We start from the raw sequence: 19445 nt of genomic DNA, 5'->3' as shown, positions 1-19445 counted from the left end.
TGTGGCGGCCTACGGCCGCCGCGTGAAGGCTACCGCGCGGGTGGACCTCACCACTCCAGGACCCATGGCCTCCCCGTGGCCGCGAAGTGCCCGACGTTCACGCACTCGGTGGCGCCGATCCGCATCCGGCGGGCCAGCGGCTGGTGCACGTGCCCGAACAGGGCGTAGCGGGGGCGGGTGCGGCGGATGGCGTCGAGGAGGGCCGCGCTGCCGCGCTCGAAGCGGCGGGCGACCGTGTCGTAGCAGAGCTCGGGGACCTCGGGCGGGATGTGCGAGCACAGGACGTCGACCTCGCCGATCGCCTCGACCTTGGCCGCGTACTCCTCCAGGTCCACCTCGTACGGGGTGCGCATCGGGGTGGGCAGGCCGCCGCCGACGAAGCCGAAGACCCGGCCGCCGATCTCCACGCGCTCGCCGTCCAGGACGGTGGTGCCGGGGCGGGCGTACTGCGGCCAGAGCGCGGGGATGTCGACGTTGCCGTAGGTGGCGTAGGTGGGGGTGGGGAAGGCGGCGAACATCTCCTCGTACTGCCGGCGCACCGCGCCCTCGATGACCTGCTCGCGGTCCAGGCCGGCCCACAGCTCGCGGCCCAGCGCGCGCGCCTCCTCGAAGCGGCGCTCGGTGCGCAGGGCCACGATGCGGTCGGCGTTCTCCACGCCGAAGAGGTCCGGGAAGATGCCGCGCGAATGGTCGGCGTAGTCCAGGAAGAGGACCAGGTCGCCCAGGCAGATCAGGGCGTCCGCGCCCTCTCCGGCCCTGGCCAGCGCCTCCGCGTTGCCGTGCACGTCGCTGACGACGTGCACCCGGCTGACCCGTGTGCCGCTCTTGGTCCCTTTGCGCTCCGTGCGCTCGTTGCCGCTTTTCGTACCACCCATGACGTCACCCTAGGGGGGTGCGCCGACGGGGCATAGGCGGGGTGGGGAGGATCTCGTACAGCTGCCCGGACCTGCGGTTACTTCCGAGTCGTGGAAGGCGTCGACTAATGTCGGCCCGGTATGGCCGTGTCATGTGACGCACGGAACATCTGGCCGGTTCCCCCTATCGGGAACCCACTACTCGTGGGTAACGTCCGGTCGGTCCACATGGTGGCGATGGCGCCCAGAGGAGCAGCAGTCTTGCGCGAGTTCAGCCTTCCGGCCCTGTACGAGGTCCCGTCGGACGGGAACCTGACGGATCTCATCCGCCGCAACGCCGCTCAGCATCCGCAGACCGCCGTCATGGCGCGCAAGGTCGGCAGCGGCTGGCAGGACGTGACCGCCACCGAGTTCCTGGCCGAGGTCCGGGCCACGGCGAAGGGCCTGATCGCGGCCGGTGTCCGGCCCGGCGACCGGGTCGCGCTCATCTCGCGCACCCGCTACGAGTGGGTGCTGGTCGACTTCGCGATCTGGAGCGCGGGCGCCGTCACGGTCCCCGTGTACGAGACCAGCTCGCCCGAGCAGATCCAGTGGATCCTCGGCGACTCCGGCGCGAGCGCCGTGATCGTCGAGAGCCCGGGTCACAGCGCGTCCGTCGCCGCCCTGCGCGACCGGCTCCCCGAGCTGCGCGACGTCTGGGAGATCGAGGCGGGCGCCCTGGAGACCCTGCGCGCCGCGGGCGCCGCGGTCACCGACGCCGAGGTCGACGAGCGCAGCGGCCTCGCGAACGCCGACGACCCGGCCACCATCGTCTACACCTCGGGCACCACCGGCCGCCCCAAGGGCTGCGTGCTGACCCACCGCAACTTCTTCGCCGAGTGCGGCAACGTGGTGGAGCGGCTCAGCCCGCTCTTCCGCACCGGCGAGTGCTCGGTCCTGCTCTTCCTCCCGGCGGCCCACGTGTTCGGCCGCCTGGTCGAGGTGGCCGCCGTACTGGCCCCCATCCGGCTGGGCTGCGTACCGGACATCAAGAACCTGACCGACGAGCTCCAGTCCTTCCGGCCGACCCTCATCCTCGGCGTGCCGCGGGTCTTCGAGAAGGTCTACAACTCGGCGCGCGCCAAGGCGCAGGCCGACGGCAAGGGCAAGATCTTCGACGCGGCGGCCGAGACCGCCATCGCCTACAGCCGCGCGCTGGACACCCCGGGCGGGCCGTCCTTCGGGCTCAAGCTCAAGCACAAGGTCTTCTCGAAGCTCGTCTACAGCAAGCTGCACACGGTGCTGGGCGGGCGCGGCGAGTACGCGATCTCCGGCGGCGCCCCGCTGGGCGAGCGGCTCGGCCACTTCTTCCGCGGGATCGGCTTCACGGTGCTGGAGGGCTACGGCCTGACCGAGTCGTGCGCCGCGACCGCCTTCAACCCGTGGGACCGGACGAAGATCGGTACGGTCGGCCAGCCGCTGCCGGGATCGGTCGTGCGCATCGCGGACGACGGCGAGGTGCTGCTGCACGGCGAGCACGTCTTCCAGGAGTACTGGAAGAACGAGAGCGCGACCGCCGAGGCGCTGTCCGACGGCTGGTTCCGCACGGGCGACGTCGGCACCCTCGACGAGGACGGCTACCTCACGATCACCGGGCGCAAGAAGGAACTCATCGTCACCGCGGGCGGCAAGAACGTCGCTCCCGCGGTGATCGAGGACCGGATCCGCGCCCACGCGCTGGTCGCCGAGTGCATGGTGGTCGGCGACGCGCGGCCGTTCGTGGCCGCGCTGGTGACCATCGACGAGGAGTTCCTCGGCCGGTGGGCCGCGGAGCACGGCAAGCCCGCGGGTTCGACGGCGGCTTCGCTGCGCGAGGACGCGGACCTCAACGCCGCCGTCCAGCAGGCCGTGGACGACGGCAACGCGGCGGTCTCCAAGGCGGAATCGGTGCGGAAATTCCGCATTCTGCCCTCCCAGTTCACGGAGGAGTCGGGCCACCTGACGCCCTCGCTGAAGCTGAAGCGCAATGTGGTGGCGAAGGACTTCGCGGACGAGGTCGAGGCCCTCTACCGGGGCTGAGCGCCAAGAGTGACGGGCTAGCGCGGGTCCTGGGCGAGGATCCGCGCCATGTTCCGCTCGGCGAGCGCGGTGATGGTGACGAACGGGTTCACCCCGAGCGAGCCGGGGACGAGCGAGCCGTCGACGACGTACAGGCCCTGGTAGCCCTTGACCCGGCCGTAGTCGTCGGTGGCGGCGCCCAACACGCAGCCGCCGAGCGGGTGGTAGGTGAAGTTGTCGGCGAAGTTCTTGTTGTCGCCGAACAGGTCGTAGCGGTAGATCGTGAAGTTGGCCCGGTTGATCCGGTCGAAGAGCCGCTTGGCGGCGTTCACGGACGGGGTGTTCTGGTCCCGGGTCCACTGGAGCTTCGCCGAGTCGCTGGCGGCGTCGTAGGTGAAGTGGCCGCGCTCGGGGTTCTTGGTGATCGCCAGGTACATCGAGATCCAGTGCTCGATCCCCATCGGCAGCGGGGCGATCTCGGCGAAGACCGGGTTCGAGGCGTTGTCCCAGTCGTCGATGCCCAGGGCGGGCATGGTGGCCTGGTTGGCCCCGACGGTGTCCCAGAGGTGGTTGGCGCGGGCCGTCATCACGTTGCCGTTGTGGCCCCAGCCGCGGCCGACCTCCTCGCTGAGCGCGGGCAGCACGCCGGTCTCGCGGGCGCGCAGCAGGATCTCGGTGGTGCCGAGGCTGCCCGCGCCCAGGAAGAGCTGCTTGCAGCCCAGTTCGCGGGTCCGGGTGACCCGCCCGGTCACGTCGCTGGTCTGGACGCTCAGGACGTAGCCGCCGGCCGGGTCCGGGCGTACGGCGACCACGCGCTGCATGGTCTCGATGGTGACGTTGCCGGTGCCGAGGGCGGCGGCGAGGTAGGTCTTGTCGACGCTCTTCTTGCCGTGGTTGTTGCCGTAGATGACCTCGCCCGCGAGCGCGGACCTGGTGGCGGTGCCCGCCGCCTCGCGCTTCATGTACTCGAAGTCGTAGACGTTGGGCACGAAGGTGGTCTTCAGGCCGGTGTTCTGGGCGTGCTTGCGGGAGATCCGGGCGAAGCGGTACCACTCGGTGGACTCGAACCAGGACGGGTCGATGTCGTTGACGCCGAGCATCTGGCGGGCCCGCGGGTAGTAGGTGCCGTACATCTCGTCGGCGTCGACCCGGGGCAGCACCTCGGTGAAGTACGAGCGCTTGGGGGTCGGCGCCATGCCGCCGTTGACGAGGGAGCCGCCGCCGACGCCGCGGCCGACGTAGACGGACATGTCGCCGTAGTTCACCCGGTCCAGGACGCCGGGGTAGGGGCTGATGTCCCGGTTGACCACGTCGAGCCAGAGGAACTGGGCGAGCGGGGCCTCGGTGCGCGTGCGGTACCACATGGAGCGCTGGTCGGGCGCGGAGGTGGAGGGGAAGACCTTGCCGTCGGGGCCCGGGGTGTCCCAGAGCCGGCCCATTTCGAGGACGACGGTGCGCACGCCCGCCTGTCCGAGACGCAGGGCGGCCACGGCGGAGCCGTAGCCGGAGCCGACGACGATGGCGGGCGCGTACTGCGCGGCGGCGGGTTCGGCGGCGGCCGCGGAGGACAGTCCGATCCTGGTGAACCCGAGTGCCGCGGCGGTCTGGAGGGCGCCGATCCCCAGGAGGTGACGGCGCGTCAGCTGTGATGTCATGCTCGCATCATGGGCGGAATGCTACCGTCCACCCAGATGCCGTATTGACAGATATCTGAGTAACAGTCAGATATGGCCGAGAGGCGCCTCGTTACGACCGGTACGCGATCATCGCGATCCCCGCGACCGCGATCACCCCGGTCACAGCAGCCCGCGCAGCCGGTCCGCCAGCAGGTCCCAGCGCCACCGCTCCTCCACCCAGGCCCGGCCCCGCTCCCCCATCGCCCGGGCCAGCGCCGGATCGCGCAGCAGCGTGACGATCCTCTCCGCCGCGTCGGTCGCGGAGCCGCCCCGCACCACCCAGCCGCTCTCCCCGTCCAGCACCGCGTCCGGCGCGCCCCCGGAGTCCCCCGCGACCACCGGCAGGCCCGTCGCCGAGGCCTCCAGGTAGACGATCCCGAGGCCCTCCACGTCCAGCCCGCCCCGCCGGGTCCGGCACGGCATCGCGAAGACGTCCCCCGCCCCGAAGTGCGCGGGCAGCTCCCCCCACGGCAGGGCCCCGGTGAAGCGCACCGCGTCCGTGACCCCGCTCGACGCGGCCAGCGCCCGCAGCGCGCCCTCGTACGGGCCCCCGCCCACGATCAGCAGCACCGTGCCCGGCACCTCGGCCAGGATCAGCGGCAGCGCCCGGATCAGGGTGTCCTGGCCCTTGCGCGGCACCAGTCGGGACACGCACACCACCACCGGGCGGTCCGTCAGCCCCAGCCGGGCCCGGATCAGGTCGCCGCCCGACCCGGGGTGGAAGGTCTTCTCGTCGACCCCGGGCGGCAGCTGCACCATCCGCGCCGCCGCCGCGGGGCTCAGCGCCCCCGCGATCCGCGACCGGGTGTACTCGCCGAGGTAGGTGACCGTGTCCGTGCCCTCGCCGATCCGGTGCAGCAGGCCGCGGGCGCCGGGCAGCTGGGCCCAGCCCGCCTCGTGCCCGTGCGTGGTCGCCACCACCCGGCGGGCGCCCGCCCGGCGCAGCGCCGGGCCCATCAGCCCGAGGGGGGCGGCGGCCCCGAACCAGACCGCCTCGCACCCGTGCGCGCGCAGCAGGGCGGTGGCCCGGCGGGTGACCCGGGGGGTGGGCAGCAGCATCGTTGCGCCGTCCCGCACGACGGGGAAGGGCTGCGCCGCGTCGAAAGCGGCGGTGGCCTCGGCGCCCTCCGCGCCCCGCTTCCAGGTGGAGGCGTAGACGACGACCCGGTCCGGGTCCAGGCGCAGGGCCATGTTGTGGAGGAAGGCCTGGATGCCGCCCGGGCGTGGCGGGAAATCGTTGGTCACGATCAGCGTCTTGTGCATCGTGCGGCGAGGCTACCGCTCACCGCAGCTCCTCCCGCAGGGTCGATTGCCACGTTTGGGTGAGGTTTGGGAGGTCGGCGTCCAGGGTGCTCCGCAGGGCCGTGGACAGCGGATTCCGGCCGGCTTCGACATAGAGCCTGACCAGGGCCGCCTCGCCCCAGCGGTCCGCGATCAAGCGGCAGGCCAACCAGGCCCCTTCGTAGGCGCGCGCCATCGCCTGCGCGTCACCCCCGAAGGTGAACGCCTCGTTCGGGGGGAGCGCGGACGGAAGTTCACCCCGGCCCACGGCCCGGCGCAGGGTCGGTGCGGCCTCCGCCGGCGTGCGCCCGGTCGAGCGGTACGCCGCCCAGTCCGCGAAGCCCTCGGAGAGCCACAGCGGGGTCGAGGCGGTGGTCGCGGAGCGGGTGGCGACGTGCGTGCTCTCGTGGGTGATGACCACCTGGCGGCCCAGCTCGCTGAGGCCCTCGTACGCCTGCGGGTTGACCACCACCCGGTCCGCCGGGGCCGGGTCCACGCCCACCAGCCCGTTGGTCACCGCCGCCAGTCCCCGGTAGGCGTCGGCGGGCCGCCCCAACAGGGCCGCCATCGCCTCCACGTCCGCGGGGACCACGACCACCAGCCGGCCCGCCCACGGCCGCGGCCAGGCCGCGCCCACCGCGGGCACGGCCCGCCCCGCGACCACCGCGATCTCCTCCAGGCTCTCCCTGGAGCGCCCCCGGCCGCCCAGCACCAGCGCCCGCTCCCCGCGCACCACGGACACCGGCCCCTGGTCCCACAGTTGCGGCAGGGCCCCGGGGGCGGGCCGGTCACCGGTGACGTGCCAGCCGCCGGCGTCCTCGCTCAGCGTCAGGGAGCGGGCCGAGCCCGCCGGGGCGGAGTCGTAGCCGGTGAGCCGGTAGCGCAGCTCCGCGCGCACGGTGGCCCGGGCGCCGTCCCGGCGCACCGAGGTGACCTCGTAGCTCCAGCCCTCCAACGGCACCGCGGCGAGCGCCGCGGGCGGCCGGGCCGACCACGCGGACACCGCCGCCCTGACGGCCCGCTCGGCGCCGTCGGGCGGCGGCGCCCCGGGTCGGGTGGTGCAGCCGGACCCGCAGGCCAACAGCAGCACGGCCAGCAGCGGGAGCAGCGCGCGGAGGGGAGCCCGGACCATCCGGCGATCGTACGCGCGCCCACGCACCCCGGGCACGGGAAGCACCACGGGAACCACCCGCACCACGGGCCGCGGCGCCCCGGAGGCCGCTCACCCCCGGGGCGCGGTCACCTCAGGGTCGGGTCACCGAGGACACCGGCATCATCCCGACGGGGTCGTAGCGCACGGCCGCCCCCGGGTAGGGGGCGTGCACCACCTGGCCGTTGCCGACGTACATGCCCACGTGGCTCGCGTCCGAGCGGTAGGTCACCAGATCGCCCGGCCGGGCCTCGGAGAGGGAGACCCTGCGGCCCGCGTGCCGCTGTTCCTGCGAGGTCCGCGGCAGCGAGACGCCCGCCTGCCGGTAGGACCACACCATCAGCCCGGAACAGTCGAAGCCGGAGGGCCCGGTGGCCCCCCAGACGTACGGGCGCCCGACCGCGGCCCGGGCCGCCATCACGGCGGTGGCGGCGCGCCCCGAGGAAGCGGCGCCGGAGCCGGGGAGTTCGGGCAGCGCGTCGGCGCGCCCGCCGGAACGCGAGGAGCGCTCGAAGGAGGCCCGCTCCTCGGTCGGCATCGCGTTGAGCAGCCGCTGGGCCGCGGCGAGCTTGGCGGTCACGGAGCGCTTCTGGCGCGCCGTGTCGGCCCGCAGCTCGTCGAGTTCGGCGAGCTTGCCCGAGGCGACCCGCCGCTCCTGGTCCAGCTTGCGCTGCTCCTCGCGCAGTTCGTCGAGCTGGCGGGTCTGGCGGCCGGTCAGCCGGTCGAGGGCGCTGGCCTTGTCGAGGTACTCGTCGGGGTCCTCGGAGAGCATCAGCTCGACGGCCGGGTCGAGGCCGCCGGACTTGTACTGGGCCCCGGCGAAGCTGCCGAGCACCCCGCGCATGGTGTTGATCCGGTCCTGGCCGCGCGCCACGGCGTCCTGGGCGCGCAGGACCTCGGCGCGCAGCTTCGCGCTGCGCTCCCCCGCCGCGTTGAACCGCTCGGTGGCCTGCTCGGCCTCCTCGAACAGCCGGTCCACCTGGGCCCGGCTCGCACCGGGCGGGTCGGCGGGGGTCGCGCTGGCCGGTACCCCGGTCAACGCGACCGCGGCGGTGGCCGCGGCGGCGGTCAGGACCGTGACCCTGGTGTTCCGGTCGTGGCCCGTGGACGCGGGCCGGCGATGGGATGCCACGTGGAGCCGCCCTTCCGCTAGCGCGGGGCCCGGGTCCGCCCCCCGTGGACGGCCGTGTGCCGGGTTCCGCGCTGGCAGACAGTAGCGGCGCGACCACGCCCCGACCAACGACCGCCGGTGGGCACGCACAGTGACGCCCTGCCGACAGACGCAGGTCACCGGCAGGGCGAGGGGGTGGCGCGCGCCCCGGTAATTCGCCCGGATGGGCGGTGTTCGGGGCGCGCCGCGGGGTTCAGCCGGAGACCCGGACGCCGAACTGGAAGGGCATGTTGGCGACGGCCTCGTACTTCACGCCGCCGCGCGGGTTGGAGGCGTGCAGGGTCATGCCGTTGCCCGCGTACAGGCCGACGTGGTGCAGGTCGTCGTAGAACAGGATCAGGTCGCCCGGCTGGAGTTCGCTCAGGCTCAGGCGGCGGCCCGCGTTCGCCTGGTCGTAGGTGACGCGCGGAATGTCCACACCGGCCTGGCCGTAGGCCCACTGGGTCAGCCCCGAGCAGTCCCACGAGTCGGGGCCCGTGTCGCCCATGTGGTAGGCGTCGCCGAGCTGCTGCTTGGCGTATTCGAGGGCGGCTCCGGCCCGGCCCGAGCCCTTCGCCCCGCCGCCGGCGTTCGCCTTGTCGGCGGCGCCGCCGCTGGCGCGCTTCTCGTCGGCGCCGAGCTGCGAGCGCTGCTCCGCGGAGAGGGAGTTGAGGACCGCCTGCGCCGCGGCGAGCTTGTCCTGGGAGTCCTTCTTCTTCTCGTTCAGTTCCTTGCGGGTGGCTTCGAGGTCGGCGAGCTTGCCCGAGGCCTCCTGCCGCTTCTGCGCCAGGCTGCGCTGCTTGGCCTGGATCTTCTGGACGGCCTCGACCTGCTGGCCGCTCAACTGCTCCAGCGTGGACGCCTTGTCGAGGTAGTCGTCCGGGTTCGCGGAGAGGAACAGCGCCAGGGAGTTGTCTATGCCGCCGGTGCGGTACTGGGCGCTCGCCATCGAACCGAGGGCGGTGCGCAGGGTGTTGAGCTCGTCCTGCCCCTTCGCCACCTGGTCCTGGATCTGGCCGATCTCCTTCTCCAGCTTGTCCTGGCGCTCCTTGGCCCCGTTGGCCTTCTCGGTGGCCTGTTCGGCCTCCTCGTAGAGCGCGTCGACCTTGGCCTTGGCTTCGTCCTTGCTCGGCTGCGGGGCGGCGGAGGCGCCGTTGGCGGAGAGGACGACGGCCGCGGCGGCGGTGGCCGTCAGGACGGTCACGCGAAGGCGGCTCGGCTGCTTGGGTCGACGGTGGGACGCCACGGGGGCGAGCTCCTTCTTCCTAGAGCCGCCGCAGTACGCACACTCGGCAGCCCCTTCGCCCGGCACCCCGAATGAGTGATCCATCGCACGAAGGTTTGGGCCGACCCTAGTGACCTTCCCGTGATCAGTTCAAATCCTGACGAGAAAAAAATCGGTCACCGACCAGCTTCTTTACCTACATCGCACGCCCCGTAGCGGTCACTTGACGGTACGTTCCGAAAATCCCGACAACTGGCTCAATCCACCGATCCCGGCCAGGAGTTACGAAACGCGCGAAAGCCGCTTCAGCAACAAGGCGGACGTCACCGGCCGCGCCCCCGCCTTGGCCACGCCGTCGGCCACCTCCCGGTCGGTGGAGACCACGACCACCGGGCGCCCCGGCGGCTCCGCGCGCACCAGCTGGCGGATCAACTCGTCCGCCGTGACGCCCGCCTTGGAGAACAGCACCCGGACCCCGCGCGGCGGCGCCAACAGCACCGGCGCGGCCAGCTCGGCCCCGTCGAAGACGCAGGTCATCTCGGCGCCGCTCTGGGCGGCCAGCATCGACAGCCCGCCCAGCAGCCGCAGCCGCTGCTTCTCCAACGGCATCGTCGGATAGCCCGTCTTGGTGACGTTGTAGCCGTCCACCACCAGATGGGCCTGGGGCAGCGCCAACAGCTGGTCCAGCAGCGCCGGATCCGTCTCCGACAGCGCCCGCGCCGCGATGTCCTTCGGGGTCATCCGGCCCGGCTCCACCGCCTCCACCGTGTCCGCCGGACGCGTCGAGACCGGCGGCAGCGCCAGCTCCCGGCGCAGCCCCTGGGCCGCGTCGAGCACCGTGTCGAGCAGCAGCCGCAGCCGCATGTCCTCGATGCTGCGGCCCTCGCGGGTGGCCCGGCGCGAGGTCTCCAGCGCCGACTCCACCTCCGCCAGCCGGGACTTGAGCCGCCGCGACTCGCTCTCCGCCGCCACCACCCGGGCGCCGGTCTCGCTGCGGATCCCGTCGATCTCGGCGATCACCTTGCGCAGGGCCGCCTCGCCGCGCTTGACGTCGTTGAGGGCGCTGCGCAGCTTGCGCTGAAGCGATTCCGCTTCCTTGCGGGAGGCCTCCAGCTCGGTGCGCACCTGCTCGCCGCCGGTGCGCTGCTGCTCGCGCAGCTGTGCCAGCTCCTCGCGCAGCCGCTCCAGCTCGCGCTGGGTCTCCTCGCCGACCCGCTCGGCGTCGGCGCGCTGCGCCTCCTCGCCGGCCGCGGCCACGAGCTTGACCCAGCCCGCGGGCCGCAGGACGTACGCGGCGGCGGCCACGTCCAGCGGGTCCGCGGCCGCGGGCGGCGCGCCGGACTCCAGCGCGGCCGACAGCTCCGGCTGGGCCTCGCGCAGCTTCTCGGCGACCCGGCCGCGGAAGACGGCGTCCGTCTCCACGGCCGCCGCCATCGCGTTGCCCGCGAACTTCGCCCGCCGGGTGGGGGTGAAGCGGGCGTACTGGCGCAACTGACCCGGAAGGTCGGCGACCGTCAACCCGCCGAAGGCGTCCGAGACCAGCGCGACCACCCGGCGCCGCACGCCTTCGGGCAGCGGGCGGTCGAGCACCTCCGCGGCGTCACCGGCCGCGTCGGCCGGCTCAGCGCCGCTTGCTGGCTCCACAATCCGTCACCCCTACCGTTACTTCTCGACCGCGGGCACCGGCTCCCTCAGGAGTCCGTACCCGGCCGGTCCACGAGTTCGATCTGGTCCACCGCGTTGCACCAGCGGCAGCGGACCGACTCGATGGTCTCATTGACCACCTCGCGCTCCTCGACCTTGGGCTCCCCGGAGAGGTCCAGGTGGACGTACTCCACGACCTTCGACGAACGGGTCACGTCGAACCGCGTGAGGTTGCCGCACAGCGTGCAGCGCCACCGGGTCGTCTCCGTCGGCAGGGGAACCGTCATCAGGCCGCTCACTCCTTCGTCACTCTTTCAATTAAAGCGGTCCGCGCCTCTCGGCGGGACCGTGGCTCGTAACCCTACGGCCTGACACCCCCCTCGCGTGGGGCACAGTCCTCCATGCGAGACGCGGCGGGGCGAGCTGCCCCGGTCCCTCCGGTTACGCCATGCTCTGTCCCATGAGCGCAAGGTGGCCGGCCGTCCGCGAGGCAGCCCGCGGGCCGGTGATGACGTACGCGCTGATCGCGGCCTGCTCGGTCGTCTTCATCCTCTCCCCCGCCTCGGGGATGAACCCGGTCTACGGCACCGGCGAGGACCTGGTCGTGGCCGGGACGGCGTACTTCCGGCGCTGGGGCGTCGTACCGGACGAGCTCTTCGCCGGCACCCCGCGCGCCGCGCTGACCCCGCTGACCGCGCTCTTCGTCCACGGCGGCTGGCTGCACCTGCTGGGCAACTGCCTCTTCCTCTACGTCTTCGGCGCGATGACCGAGCAACGCATGGGCCGCGCCCACTTCCTCGTCTTCTACGTGACCACCGGCTCCCTCGCCCTGGCCGCGTACGCGGCGGCCAACGCCTCCTCCGACCAGACCCTGGTCGGCGCCTCCGGGGCCATCTCGGCCGTCCTGGGGGCCTTCCTGTGCCTCTTCCCCAAGGCCCGGGTCACCAGCCTCTTCCCGTTCCTCTTCTTCGTCCCGCTGCGCTTCCCCGCCTGGATCGTGCTGATGTTCTGGTTCGGCCTCCAGTGGCTGGCGGCGCAGCGCGCGGGGAGCGGGCCCGGGGTGGCGTACCTGGCCCACGTGGTGGGCTTCTCGCTCGGCTTCCTCTACGCGTGGGTGCGATATCGACGTACGACTAGAGTGAGGCGACCAGCGACGGCCACCGAGGGAGACAGCCAGCCGTGATCACCGCGATCGTGCTCATCAAGACCAGCGTGGACCGCATCCCCGAGATCGCCGAGTCGATCGCCGCGCTGGACAACGTCAGCGAGGTCTACTCCGTCACGGGCACCTACGACCTGATCGCCCTCGTCCGGGTGCCGCGCCACGAGAACCTGGCCGACATCATCCCCGGCCGCATCAGCAAGATCCCGGGCGTGGAGGCGACGGACACCCACGTGGCGTTCCGCACGTACTCCCAGCACGACCTGGAAGCAGCCTTCGCGATCGGCCTGGACGCGTAACGCCTGGCGGCGGGCGCCCGGTACGTCCCTGACCCCGGTCGGGGTGGGTCAGGGCGGCGTCGCCGCGCCGGGGCGGGGCGTCTCCTCGGCTCGCGGGCTCGGCCCGGTCGGAGCGTGCACCCGGTGGTGACCGCTCGACCTGCGGGGACACCCCGCCCCACCGCGACGCCACCGCCCTGACGCGGGACCACCGCGCGGGTCGCGGCCGGGACGGGGGCACGCAGGAGTGTCCCCGCAAGGACGAGCGGTCACCGCCGGGCGCAGTGTCCGACGGGGCCGCTGCCGCGAGCCGAGGAGACACTCGTGCGGGTCACCGGCCCGGCCGCGGCCCGCCCACCCCGACCCCGGACAAGGGCACCACCCCAGCCCCGCCGGCGTTTGAGGCGGACCGTCAGACGGCCGGGACGCAGCGGCCCTCTTCCGTCCGGTACGTCCACTGCGCCCCCTGGGCCACCAGCTCCCGCACGGCCCCCACGAACCGCTCCACGTGCTCGTCGGGCGTACCCGCCCCGAAGCTGACCCGGATCGCGTTCAGCGAGCGCTCGCCCGGCTCCGCCTCCGGCGCCCCGCACTCGCCCGGCTCCTGCGGCGCACTGCCCAGCAGGGTCCGCACCAGCGGGTGGGCGCAGAAGAGCCCGTCACGGACGCCGATGCCGTACTCGGCGGACAGCGCGGCGGCGAAGTGCGAGCTGTTCCACCCGTCCACCACGAAGGAGATGACGCCGACCCGCGGCGCGTCGTCGCCGAAGAGCGACAGGATCCGCACCGCCGGGACCTCGGCCAGCCCCTCGCGGACCTTCGCGATCAGGTGCTGCTCACGGGCCACCAGGCTGTCGAACCCGGCCTCGGTCAGCGCACGGCAGGCGGAGGCGATCGAGTAGACGCCGATGACGTTCGGCGAACCGGCCTCGTGGCGGGCCGCGGTGGTGTGCCACTCGACGTCCACGCCGCCGTCCTCACGCCGCGCCACCTTGCGCGAAGCGCCGCCGCCCGCGAGGTACGGCTCGGCCTCCTGGAGCCAGTCGGCCCGCCCGGCGAGCACGCCCGAGCCGAAGGGCGCGTACAGCTTGTGCCCGGAGAAGGCGACCCAGTCGACGTCCAGCTCCTGGACGGACACGGGGTGGTGCGGGGCGAGCTGGGCGGCGTCCAGGACGATCCGCGCGCCGTGGGCGTGCGCCGCGGCGGCGAGCTCCTTGACCGGCCACAGCTCGCCGGTGACGTTGGACGCGCCGGTCACGCAGACCAGCGCCGGGCCGTAGGGCTCGCGGTCGGCCAGCGCGCGCTCCAGCGTGGCGACGGCCTGGGCCGGGGTGCGCGGGGCGTTGAGGTAGGTGACCCGCGCGTCGCGCCAGGGCAGCAGCGAGGCGTGGTGCTCGGTCTCGAAGACGAAGACCTGGCAGTCGGCCGGGAGCACCTGGCCGAGGAGGTTGAGCGAGTCGGTGGTGGACCGGGTGAAGACGACCTGGTCGGTGGGCCGGCAGTCGAGGAACTCGGCGACCGTGGCCCGGCTCTGCTCGAAGAGGTCGGTGGAGAGCTGCGAGAGGTAACCGGCCCCGCGGTGCACGCTGCCGTAGTACGGGGCGTAGGCGGCCACGTCGTCCCAGACCCGCTGCAGGGCCGGCGCGCTGGCCGCGTAGTCCAGGGCCGCGTAGGTGACTTCGCCGCCGGTGACGAGCGGCACGGTGACGTCCCGGCCGAGCACCTGGAGCGGCTCGACGCAAGCGGGCTCGACACACGCGGGCTCGACACACGCGGGGTCGGCGGTCGCGGTGGTGGCGGCGTTCAGGGAAGCGGACATGGCGGAATCTCCCGGCAGGCAGGGGTGAATGGCTTCAAGGGGCCGTACGCGGCCGGGTGCGGCGGGGTACGGGAAGGCCCCGGGAGGAGGGGGTGGCGCCGGCGCTACCTGGGGGTACGCGGACAGGACCCTGTTTCCGGGGGTGAAGAAGGGGCGAGTCGCCCTATCGCATTCGCTTGCTCACGGAAAAAGCTCCTCGAGAGACCAGGACCCCTGGTGTCGAGGGATCCGCGCTTGCCGTAAGCCTCGCTGCCTACGGCCTGGTCATCACCCGGGGCACCCCGCCACGGAAGGAGGGTTGCCGGACAGCAAGCCGGGGCCTAAACGCTGTCACTCGTGACCTGGTCAGCATCCTGCCACAAGATCCGCCACGCACAAGCCCCGGTCCGCATGTCGGACCGGGGCCTGTCGGAAAATCGCCGCTCGGCGGGGAGCCGTGCGGGCGGGCGCGCGGGCGTCAGGCGTTGCTCGCCTTCACCCACCGCTCCAGCACGGCCTGGGCGGCGCCCGAGTCGATCGACTGCGCCGCGCGGGCCGCGCCCGCCGCCAGCTGCTCCTCCAGCGTGCCGCTGCCCGGGTCCAGGGCCACCAGGGCGGCCGCGGAGTTCAGCAGGACGGCGTCGCGCACCGGGCCGGTCTCCCCCGCCAGCAGACGGCGGGCCACCTCCGCGTTGTACGCCGGGTCCGCGCCCCGCAGCGCGGAGACGTCGACCAGCGGGATGCCGATGTCGCGCGGGTCGAAGCCCTGCTCGGTGACCGCGCCGTCGCGCACCCACCAGACCCGGGAGGTCGCCGTCGTGGTCAGTTCGTCGAAGCCGTCGTCGCCGCGGAAGACCAGCGCCGAGGAGCCGCGCTCGGCGAGCACGCCCGCGACGATGGGGGCCAGCCGGGCGTCGGCGACACCGGTCGCCTGGGCCCGTACCCGCGCCGGGTTGGTCAGCGGGCCCAGCGCGTTGAAGGTGGTGCGGATGCCCAACTCCTTGCGGGCGGAGGCCGCGTGGCGCAGCGCCGGGTGGAACTTGACGGCGAAGCAGAAGGTGATGCCCGCCTCCTCGGCCACCTCGACCACCCGCGCGGGGGTCAGTTCGAGGTTGACGCCCAACTTCTCCAGGACGTCCGAGGCGCCGCTGGAGGAGGACGCGGCGCGGTTGCCGTGCTTGACCACCTTGGCGCCCGTACCGGCGACCACGATCGCGGACATCGTCGAGATGTTGACCGTCTTGGCGCCGTCGCCACCGGTGCCGACGATGTCGACCGTGCGGCCGGGGACCTCGATCAGGTTGGCGTGTTCGTACATGGTCCGCACGAGGCCGCTGATCTCCGCGACGGTCTCGCCCTTGGCCCGCAGGGCGACCACGAAGCCCGCGATCTGGGCGTCGGTGGCCTCGCCGCTCATGATCCGGTCCATCGCCCACGCCGTGTCGTCCGCGGCGAGGTCGCGGCCGTCCAGCAGGGCGTCCAGTACGCCCGGCCAGGTACGGGCCGCCACGCTGTCGCCGCCTGCCGGGGTCACAACGTTCATGGTCCGCTCCTGATGGGTCCACAGTCGATGGGTGAGGCCCCAGCCTATCCAGCCGGAGTGGACGGCGAAGAGCCCCGTCCAGTGACTGGACGGGGCTCTTGCCGTGGCGACGCGAAGACTGACCGGAATCAGTCCGTCATGCGGAGTCAGTGGTGGCCGTGGCCGCTCTGGATCTCCTTGTACTCCTCAGCCGTGGGCTTCGGGATCTGGTTGTTCTCGCCGTAGAAGCCCTTGCTCAGCTTCGCGCGGAGCTTCTCCAGACCCTTCACCTTGCGCTCGACACCGTTCTCGTCGACCGTCGGGCCGATCTCGACCGGCTTGTACTGCTCGTACGAGGTGAGCGTGTGCAGCTTGCCCTGCGAGAGCGGCTCGTGGACCTCGACGAACTCACCGTGCGGCAGGCGCTTGATGATGCCGGTCTCGCGACCGTGCAGCACCTTGTCCCGGTCCCGGCGCTGGAGGCCGAGGCAGATCCGCTTGGTGGCGATGAAGGCGAGGACCGGAACGAGGAAGAAACCGATCCGGACGAACCAGGTGATCGAGTTGATCGACAGGTGGAAGTACTGGGCGAACATGTCGTTGCCGCCGCCGATGAGGAGCACGATGTACTCCGCGATCCAGGCGACACCGAACGCGGTGCGGGTCGGGACGTTGCGCGGGCGGTCCAGGATGTGGTGCTCGCGCTTGTCCCCGGTGACCCAGGACTCGATGAACGGGTAGACCGCGATCGAGCACAGCACCAGCGGGAAGAGCAGCAGCGGGATGAAGACGCCCAGGACCAGCGTGTGGCCCCAGAGGTTGATCTCCCAGCCCGGCATCGCGCGGATGAGGCCTTCCGGCATGCCCATGTACCAGTCGGGCTGCGCACCCGTGGACACGTGGTCCGGGCGGTACGGGCCGAGCGCCCAGATCGGGTTGATCGAGGCGATCGCCGCGACGGCCGCGATGACACCGAAGACCAGGAAGAAGAAGCCTCCGGCCTTGGCCATGTAGACCGGCAGCAGCGGCATGCCGACGACGTTGTTGTTCGTCTTGCCGGGGCCCGCGAACTGGGTGTGCTTGTGGTAGAAGACCAGGATCAGGTGGGCCACCAGCAGGCCCATCATGATGCCCGGCAGCAGCAGGATGTGCACCGAGTAGAAGCGCGCGACGAAGTCGCCGCCCGGGAACTCCCCGCCGAACAGGAACATCGACAGGTACGTGCCGACGACCGGGACGGACAGGATGGCGCCCTGCATGAAGCGGACACCGGTGCCCGAGAGCAGGTCGTCCGGCAGCGAGTAACCGGTGAAACCGGTGAACATGCCGAGGAACAGCAGCAGGAAGCCGAAGACCCAGTTGACCTCACGCGGCTTGCGGAACGCACCGGTGAAGAACACGCGCATCATGTGCACGACCATCGCGGCGACGAAGATCAGCGCCGCCCAGTGGTGGATCTGGCGGATCAGCAGACCGCCGCGCACGTCGAAGCTGATGTCCAGGGTCGAGGCGAAGGCCTCGGACATCTGGACGCCCTGCATCGGCACGTACGAGCCGTGGTACACGACCTCGTTCATGCTCGGGTGGAAGAACAGCGTCAGGTACACACCCGTGAGGATGATGATGATGAAGCTGTAGAGGCAGATCTCACCGAGCATGAAGGACCAGTGGTCCGGGAAGATCTTGCGCATGTTGGCCTTGGCGAGGCTGTAGATGCCCAGGCGACCGTCCGCCCAGTCGGCTACGCGCTCACCGGCAGGCGCTTTGCGCTCCGTCGTTTCAGTGGCAGTGCTCATCCGCGCTCCCAGAATGCAGGACCGACGGGCTCTTCGAAGTCGCCGTGCGCCTCGAGGAAGCCTTCGGCATTCACGCCGATCCGCAGCTGCGGAAGCGCGTGGCCGGCCGGGCCGAAGATGACACGGGCGCCGTCGGAGAGGTCGAAGGTGGACTGGTGGCACGGGCAGAGCACGTGGTGGGTCTGCTGCTCGTACAGGCTGATCGGGCAGCCGACGTGGGTGCAGATCTTCGAGTAGGCCACGATGCCCTCGTGGGACCACTCCAGCTCCTGCTTGTCCTTGATGTCCTCCGGCTTGATGCGGACGATCATCAGGGCAGCCTTGGCGATCTGCGTCTGGAAGTCGTGCTGGTCCTCCTCCAGGCCCTCGGGCCGGGCGAAGGTCAGCGAGCCGACGATGACGTCCTCGGGACGCAGCGGCTCGTTGGTGTTGTCGTTGATGAGCAGCTTGCCCTTGGCCCACAGCGTCTTGCGGAGCTTGTCCTCGGGCAGCGGACCCAGGTCGCGCAGGATCACGACGGCGGAGAGCGGCAGCATGGCCAGCGCGCCCAGCATCGTGTTGCGGATCAGGGGGCGCCGGCCGATGGCCGACTCCTTGGCGCCGTCGGCGAAGTCCTGCAGGACCTGCGCCTTGACCTCCGGCGGAGCGGCGATCTCGTGACGCTCGGCGGCGACCTCGACGTCGGACATCAGGGTGCGGGCCCAGTGGACCGCGCCCGCGCCGATGCAGAAGAGCGCCGTGCCCAGGGTCATGCCGAGGGCGAAGTTGAGCGCGCTCACCTTCCCGATGGGGAAGATGTACACGATCTTGTCGACCGGCAGGGTCACGTACGAGGCGATGAAGCCGACCGTGGCCAGCATCGACAGCGTGAACAGCATCGCGACCGTGCGCTCGGAGCGCTTGGCCGCCCGCTCGTCGATGTCCTGGATACGGGGCTTGTGGGCCGGCAGGCCCGGGTCGGCGAACGGGTCGTCCGCCAGTGCTACGCCACCGTGGTGCGCGTCGCCCTGCTCGCTCGGCAGGTGCTTCTCTTCGGGAATGTCTTGGCTACTCATGACTTCTTGGCCTTAGCGGTGTGGGCCGCGACCCAGACGGCGACAGCGATCAGCGCACCCAGTCCGAAGATCCAGCCGAAGAGACCCTCGGAAACGGGGCCGAGGCCACCGAGCTTGAGCCCACCGGGGCTGGTCGACTTCTCGCCGTTCACGTTCTGGAGGTACGCGATGATGTCCTTCTTCTGCTTCTCCGGCATGGTGCTGTCCGGGAAGGAGGGCATGTTCTGCGGGCCGGTGAGCATGGCCTCGTAGATGTGCTTCGGCTCGACGCCCTCGAGGTTCGGGGCGTACTTGCCGTGCGTCAGCGCGCCGCCCTCACCGGTGAAGTTGTGGCACTGCGCGCAGTTGTTGCGGAACAGTTCGCCACCCTTGGCGATGTCGGCGCCCGCCGGGTCGTACTGCTTCTCGGTCGGCGTGATCGGACCGGCACCGAGGGACGCGATGTACGCGGCCAGCTGGTCGGTCTGCGCCTGGGAGTAGATCACGGGCTTCTTCGGCACCTGAGCGCCGGGCTGCTGGGCGGGCATACGGCCCGTGCTCACCTGGAAGTCGACGGCGGCGGAGCCGACACCCACCAGGCTCGGGCCGTCAGAGGAACCCTGACCGCCGGTCCCGTGGCAGCTTGCGCAGCCCACGGCGTAGAGCTTCTTGCCCTCCTCGATGGCGAGGGACTGGGAGGTTTCGTCTGCCTGCGCGTTGCCCGCGGGCGCGAAGGCGGCGTACAGCCCCCCAGTGACCGCCAGTGCGAAGAGTAGAACGACGACCGCCGCCAGCGGATGGCGTCGTCGTGCGGAGAGCTTTTTCACGGATTACCCCG

The 19445-nt window shown here is 71.8% G+C and carries 16 protein-coding genes and 1 riboswitch; of the genes, 3 read left to right on the top strand and 13 right to left on the bottom strand.

Translation table 11 applies throughout. The features are described from left to right. Nucleotides 1-47: 47 nt before the first annotated feature. Entirely contained in the window at nt 48-875 is an 828-nt protein-coding gene (locus ACZ4UB_RS21490; RefSeq protein WP_468072242.1) for a metallophosphoesterase family protein, read from the bottom strand. A 240-nt stretch (nt 876-1115) separates the two neighbouring features. On the opposite strand from ACZ4UB_RS21490, the gene ACZ4UB_RS21485 reads away from it, so the two are divergent. Then, complete coding sequence (locus tag ACZ4UB_RS21485; protein WP_468072240.1) at nt 1116-2912, top strand: AMP-dependent synthetase/ligase; 1797 nt, start codon at nt 1116-1118, stop codon at nt 2910-2912. A 17-nt stretch (nt 2913-2929) separates the two neighbouring features. Here ACZ4UB_RS21485 and ACZ4UB_RS21480 read toward each other — a convergent pair whose 3' ends face one another. From ACZ4UB_RS21480 to ACZ4UB_RS21450, 7 genes are all read right to left on the bottom strand, one after another. Beyond that, nucleotides 2930-4546 (bottom strand): GMC oxidoreductase, encoded by a 1617-nt coding sequence (locus ACZ4UB_RS21480; protein WP_468072238.1) that lies wholly within the window; start codon nt 4544-4546, stop codon nt 2930-2932. Between the two features lie 141 nt (nt 4547-4687). Then, entirely contained in the window at nt 4688-5830 is a 1143-nt protein-coding gene (locus tag ACZ4UB_RS21475) for a glycosyltransferase family 4 protein (protein ID WP_468072236.1), read from the bottom strand. Between the two features lie 19 nt (nt 5831-5849). Then, nucleotides 5850-6980, bottom strand: a complete 1131-nt coding sequence (locus ACZ4UB_RS21470) for a hypothetical protein (RefSeq protein ID WP_468072234.1) — start codon at nt 6978-6980, stop codon at nt 5850-5852. 112 nt (nt 6981-7092) lie between these two features. Beyond that, complete coding sequence (locus ACZ4UB_RS21465) at nt 7093-8130, bottom strand: C40 family peptidase (protein WP_468072232.1); 1038 nt, start codon at nt 8128-8130, stop codon at nt 7093-7095. A gap of 232 nt (nt 8131-8362) precedes the next feature. Then, complete coding sequence (locus ACZ4UB_RS21460; protein ID WP_468072230.1) at nt 8363-9394, bottom strand: C40 family peptidase; 1032 nt, start codon at nt 9392-9394, stop codon at nt 8363-8365. Between the two features lie 261 nt (nt 9395-9655). Continuing rightward, a complete protein-coding gene (locus tag ACZ4UB_RS21455) occupies nt 9656-11020 on the bottom strand; it encodes an NYN domain-containing protein (protein ID WP_404015616.1) in 1365 nt (454 codons plus the stop codon). Nucleotides 11021-11064: 44 nt separating this feature from the next. Continuing rightward, a complete protein-coding gene (locus ACZ4UB_RS21450) occupies nt 11065-11304 on the bottom strand; it encodes a hypothetical protein (protein WP_468072228.1) in 240 nt (79 codons plus the stop codon). A 173-nt stretch (nt 11305-11477) separates the two neighbouring features. Between ACZ4UB_RS21450 and ACZ4UB_RS21445 the strand changes: the two genes are divergently transcribed. Beyond that, nucleotides 11478-12200: a rhomboid family intramembrane serine protease gene (locus ACZ4UB_RS21445; protein ID WP_468072226.1), complete on the top strand. Its 723-nt coding sequence runs from the start codon at nt 11478-11480 to the stop codon at nt 12198-12200. Then, the gene (locus ACZ4UB_RS21440) at nt 12197-12478 is read left to right on the top strand and encodes an Lrp/AsnC family transcriptional regulator (RefSeq protein ID WP_352215145.1); all 282 of its coding nucleotides are present in this window, start codon (nt 12197-12199) and stop codon (nt 12476-12478) included. Before ACZ4UB_RS21445 ends, ACZ4UB_RS21440 begins: the two co-directional genes overlap by 4 nt. Nucleotides 12479-12869: 391 nt before the next feature. Here the strand turns inward: ACZ4UB_RS21440 and ACZ4UB_RS21435 are convergent, their stop codons facing one another. From ACZ4UB_RS21435 to qcrC, 5 genes are all read right to left on the bottom strand, one after another. Then, complete coding sequence (locus ACZ4UB_RS21435) at nt 12870-14276, bottom strand: aminotransferase class V-fold PLP-dependent enzyme (protein ID WP_468072224.1); 1407 nt, start codon at nt 14274-14276, stop codon at nt 12870-12872. A gap of 225 nt (nt 14277-14501) precedes the next feature. Then, nucleotides 14502-14618: riboswitch (SAM riboswitch) on the bottom strand. Nucleotides 14619-14733: 115 nt separating this feature from the next. Next, the gene (trpD, locus tag ACZ4UB_RS21430; protein WP_468072222.1) at nt 14734-15798 is read right to left on the bottom strand and encodes an anthranilate phosphoribosyltransferase; all 1065 of its coding nucleotides are present in this window, start codon (nt 15796-15798) and stop codon (nt 14734-14736) included. A gap of 146 nt (nt 15799-15944) precedes the next feature. Then, the gene (gene qcrB / locus ACZ4UB_RS21425) at nt 15945-17573 is read right to left on the bottom strand and encodes a cytochrome bc1 complex cytochrome b subunit (RefSeq protein WP_354383691.1); all 1629 of its coding nucleotides are present in this window, start codon (nt 17571-17573) and stop codon (nt 15945-15947) included. Then, on the bottom strand, nt 17570-18628 hold the full coding sequence (gene qcrA / locus ACZ4UB_RS21420; RefSeq protein ID WP_354383692.1) for a cytochrome bc1 complex Rieske iron-sulfur subunit: 1059 nt from the start codon (nt 18626-18628) through the stop codon (nt 17570-17572). Before qcrA ends, qcrB begins: the two co-directional genes overlap by 4 nt. Then, nucleotides 18625-19434, bottom strand: coding sequence for a cytochrome bc1 complex diheme cytochrome c subunit (qcrC, locus tag ACZ4UB_RS21415; RefSeq protein ID WP_354383693.1), 810 nt, complete (start codon nt 19432-19434; stop codon nt 18625-18627). Before qcrC ends, qcrA begins: the two co-directional genes overlap by 4 nt. Between the last annotated feature and the right edge of the window lie 11 nt (nt 19435-19445).

The organism is Streptomyces sp. NPDC028419 (assembly GCF_055565515.1).
Note: the sequence above shows the minus strand (reverse complement) of the source record. Positions and strands in the feature narration are given on the sequence as shown.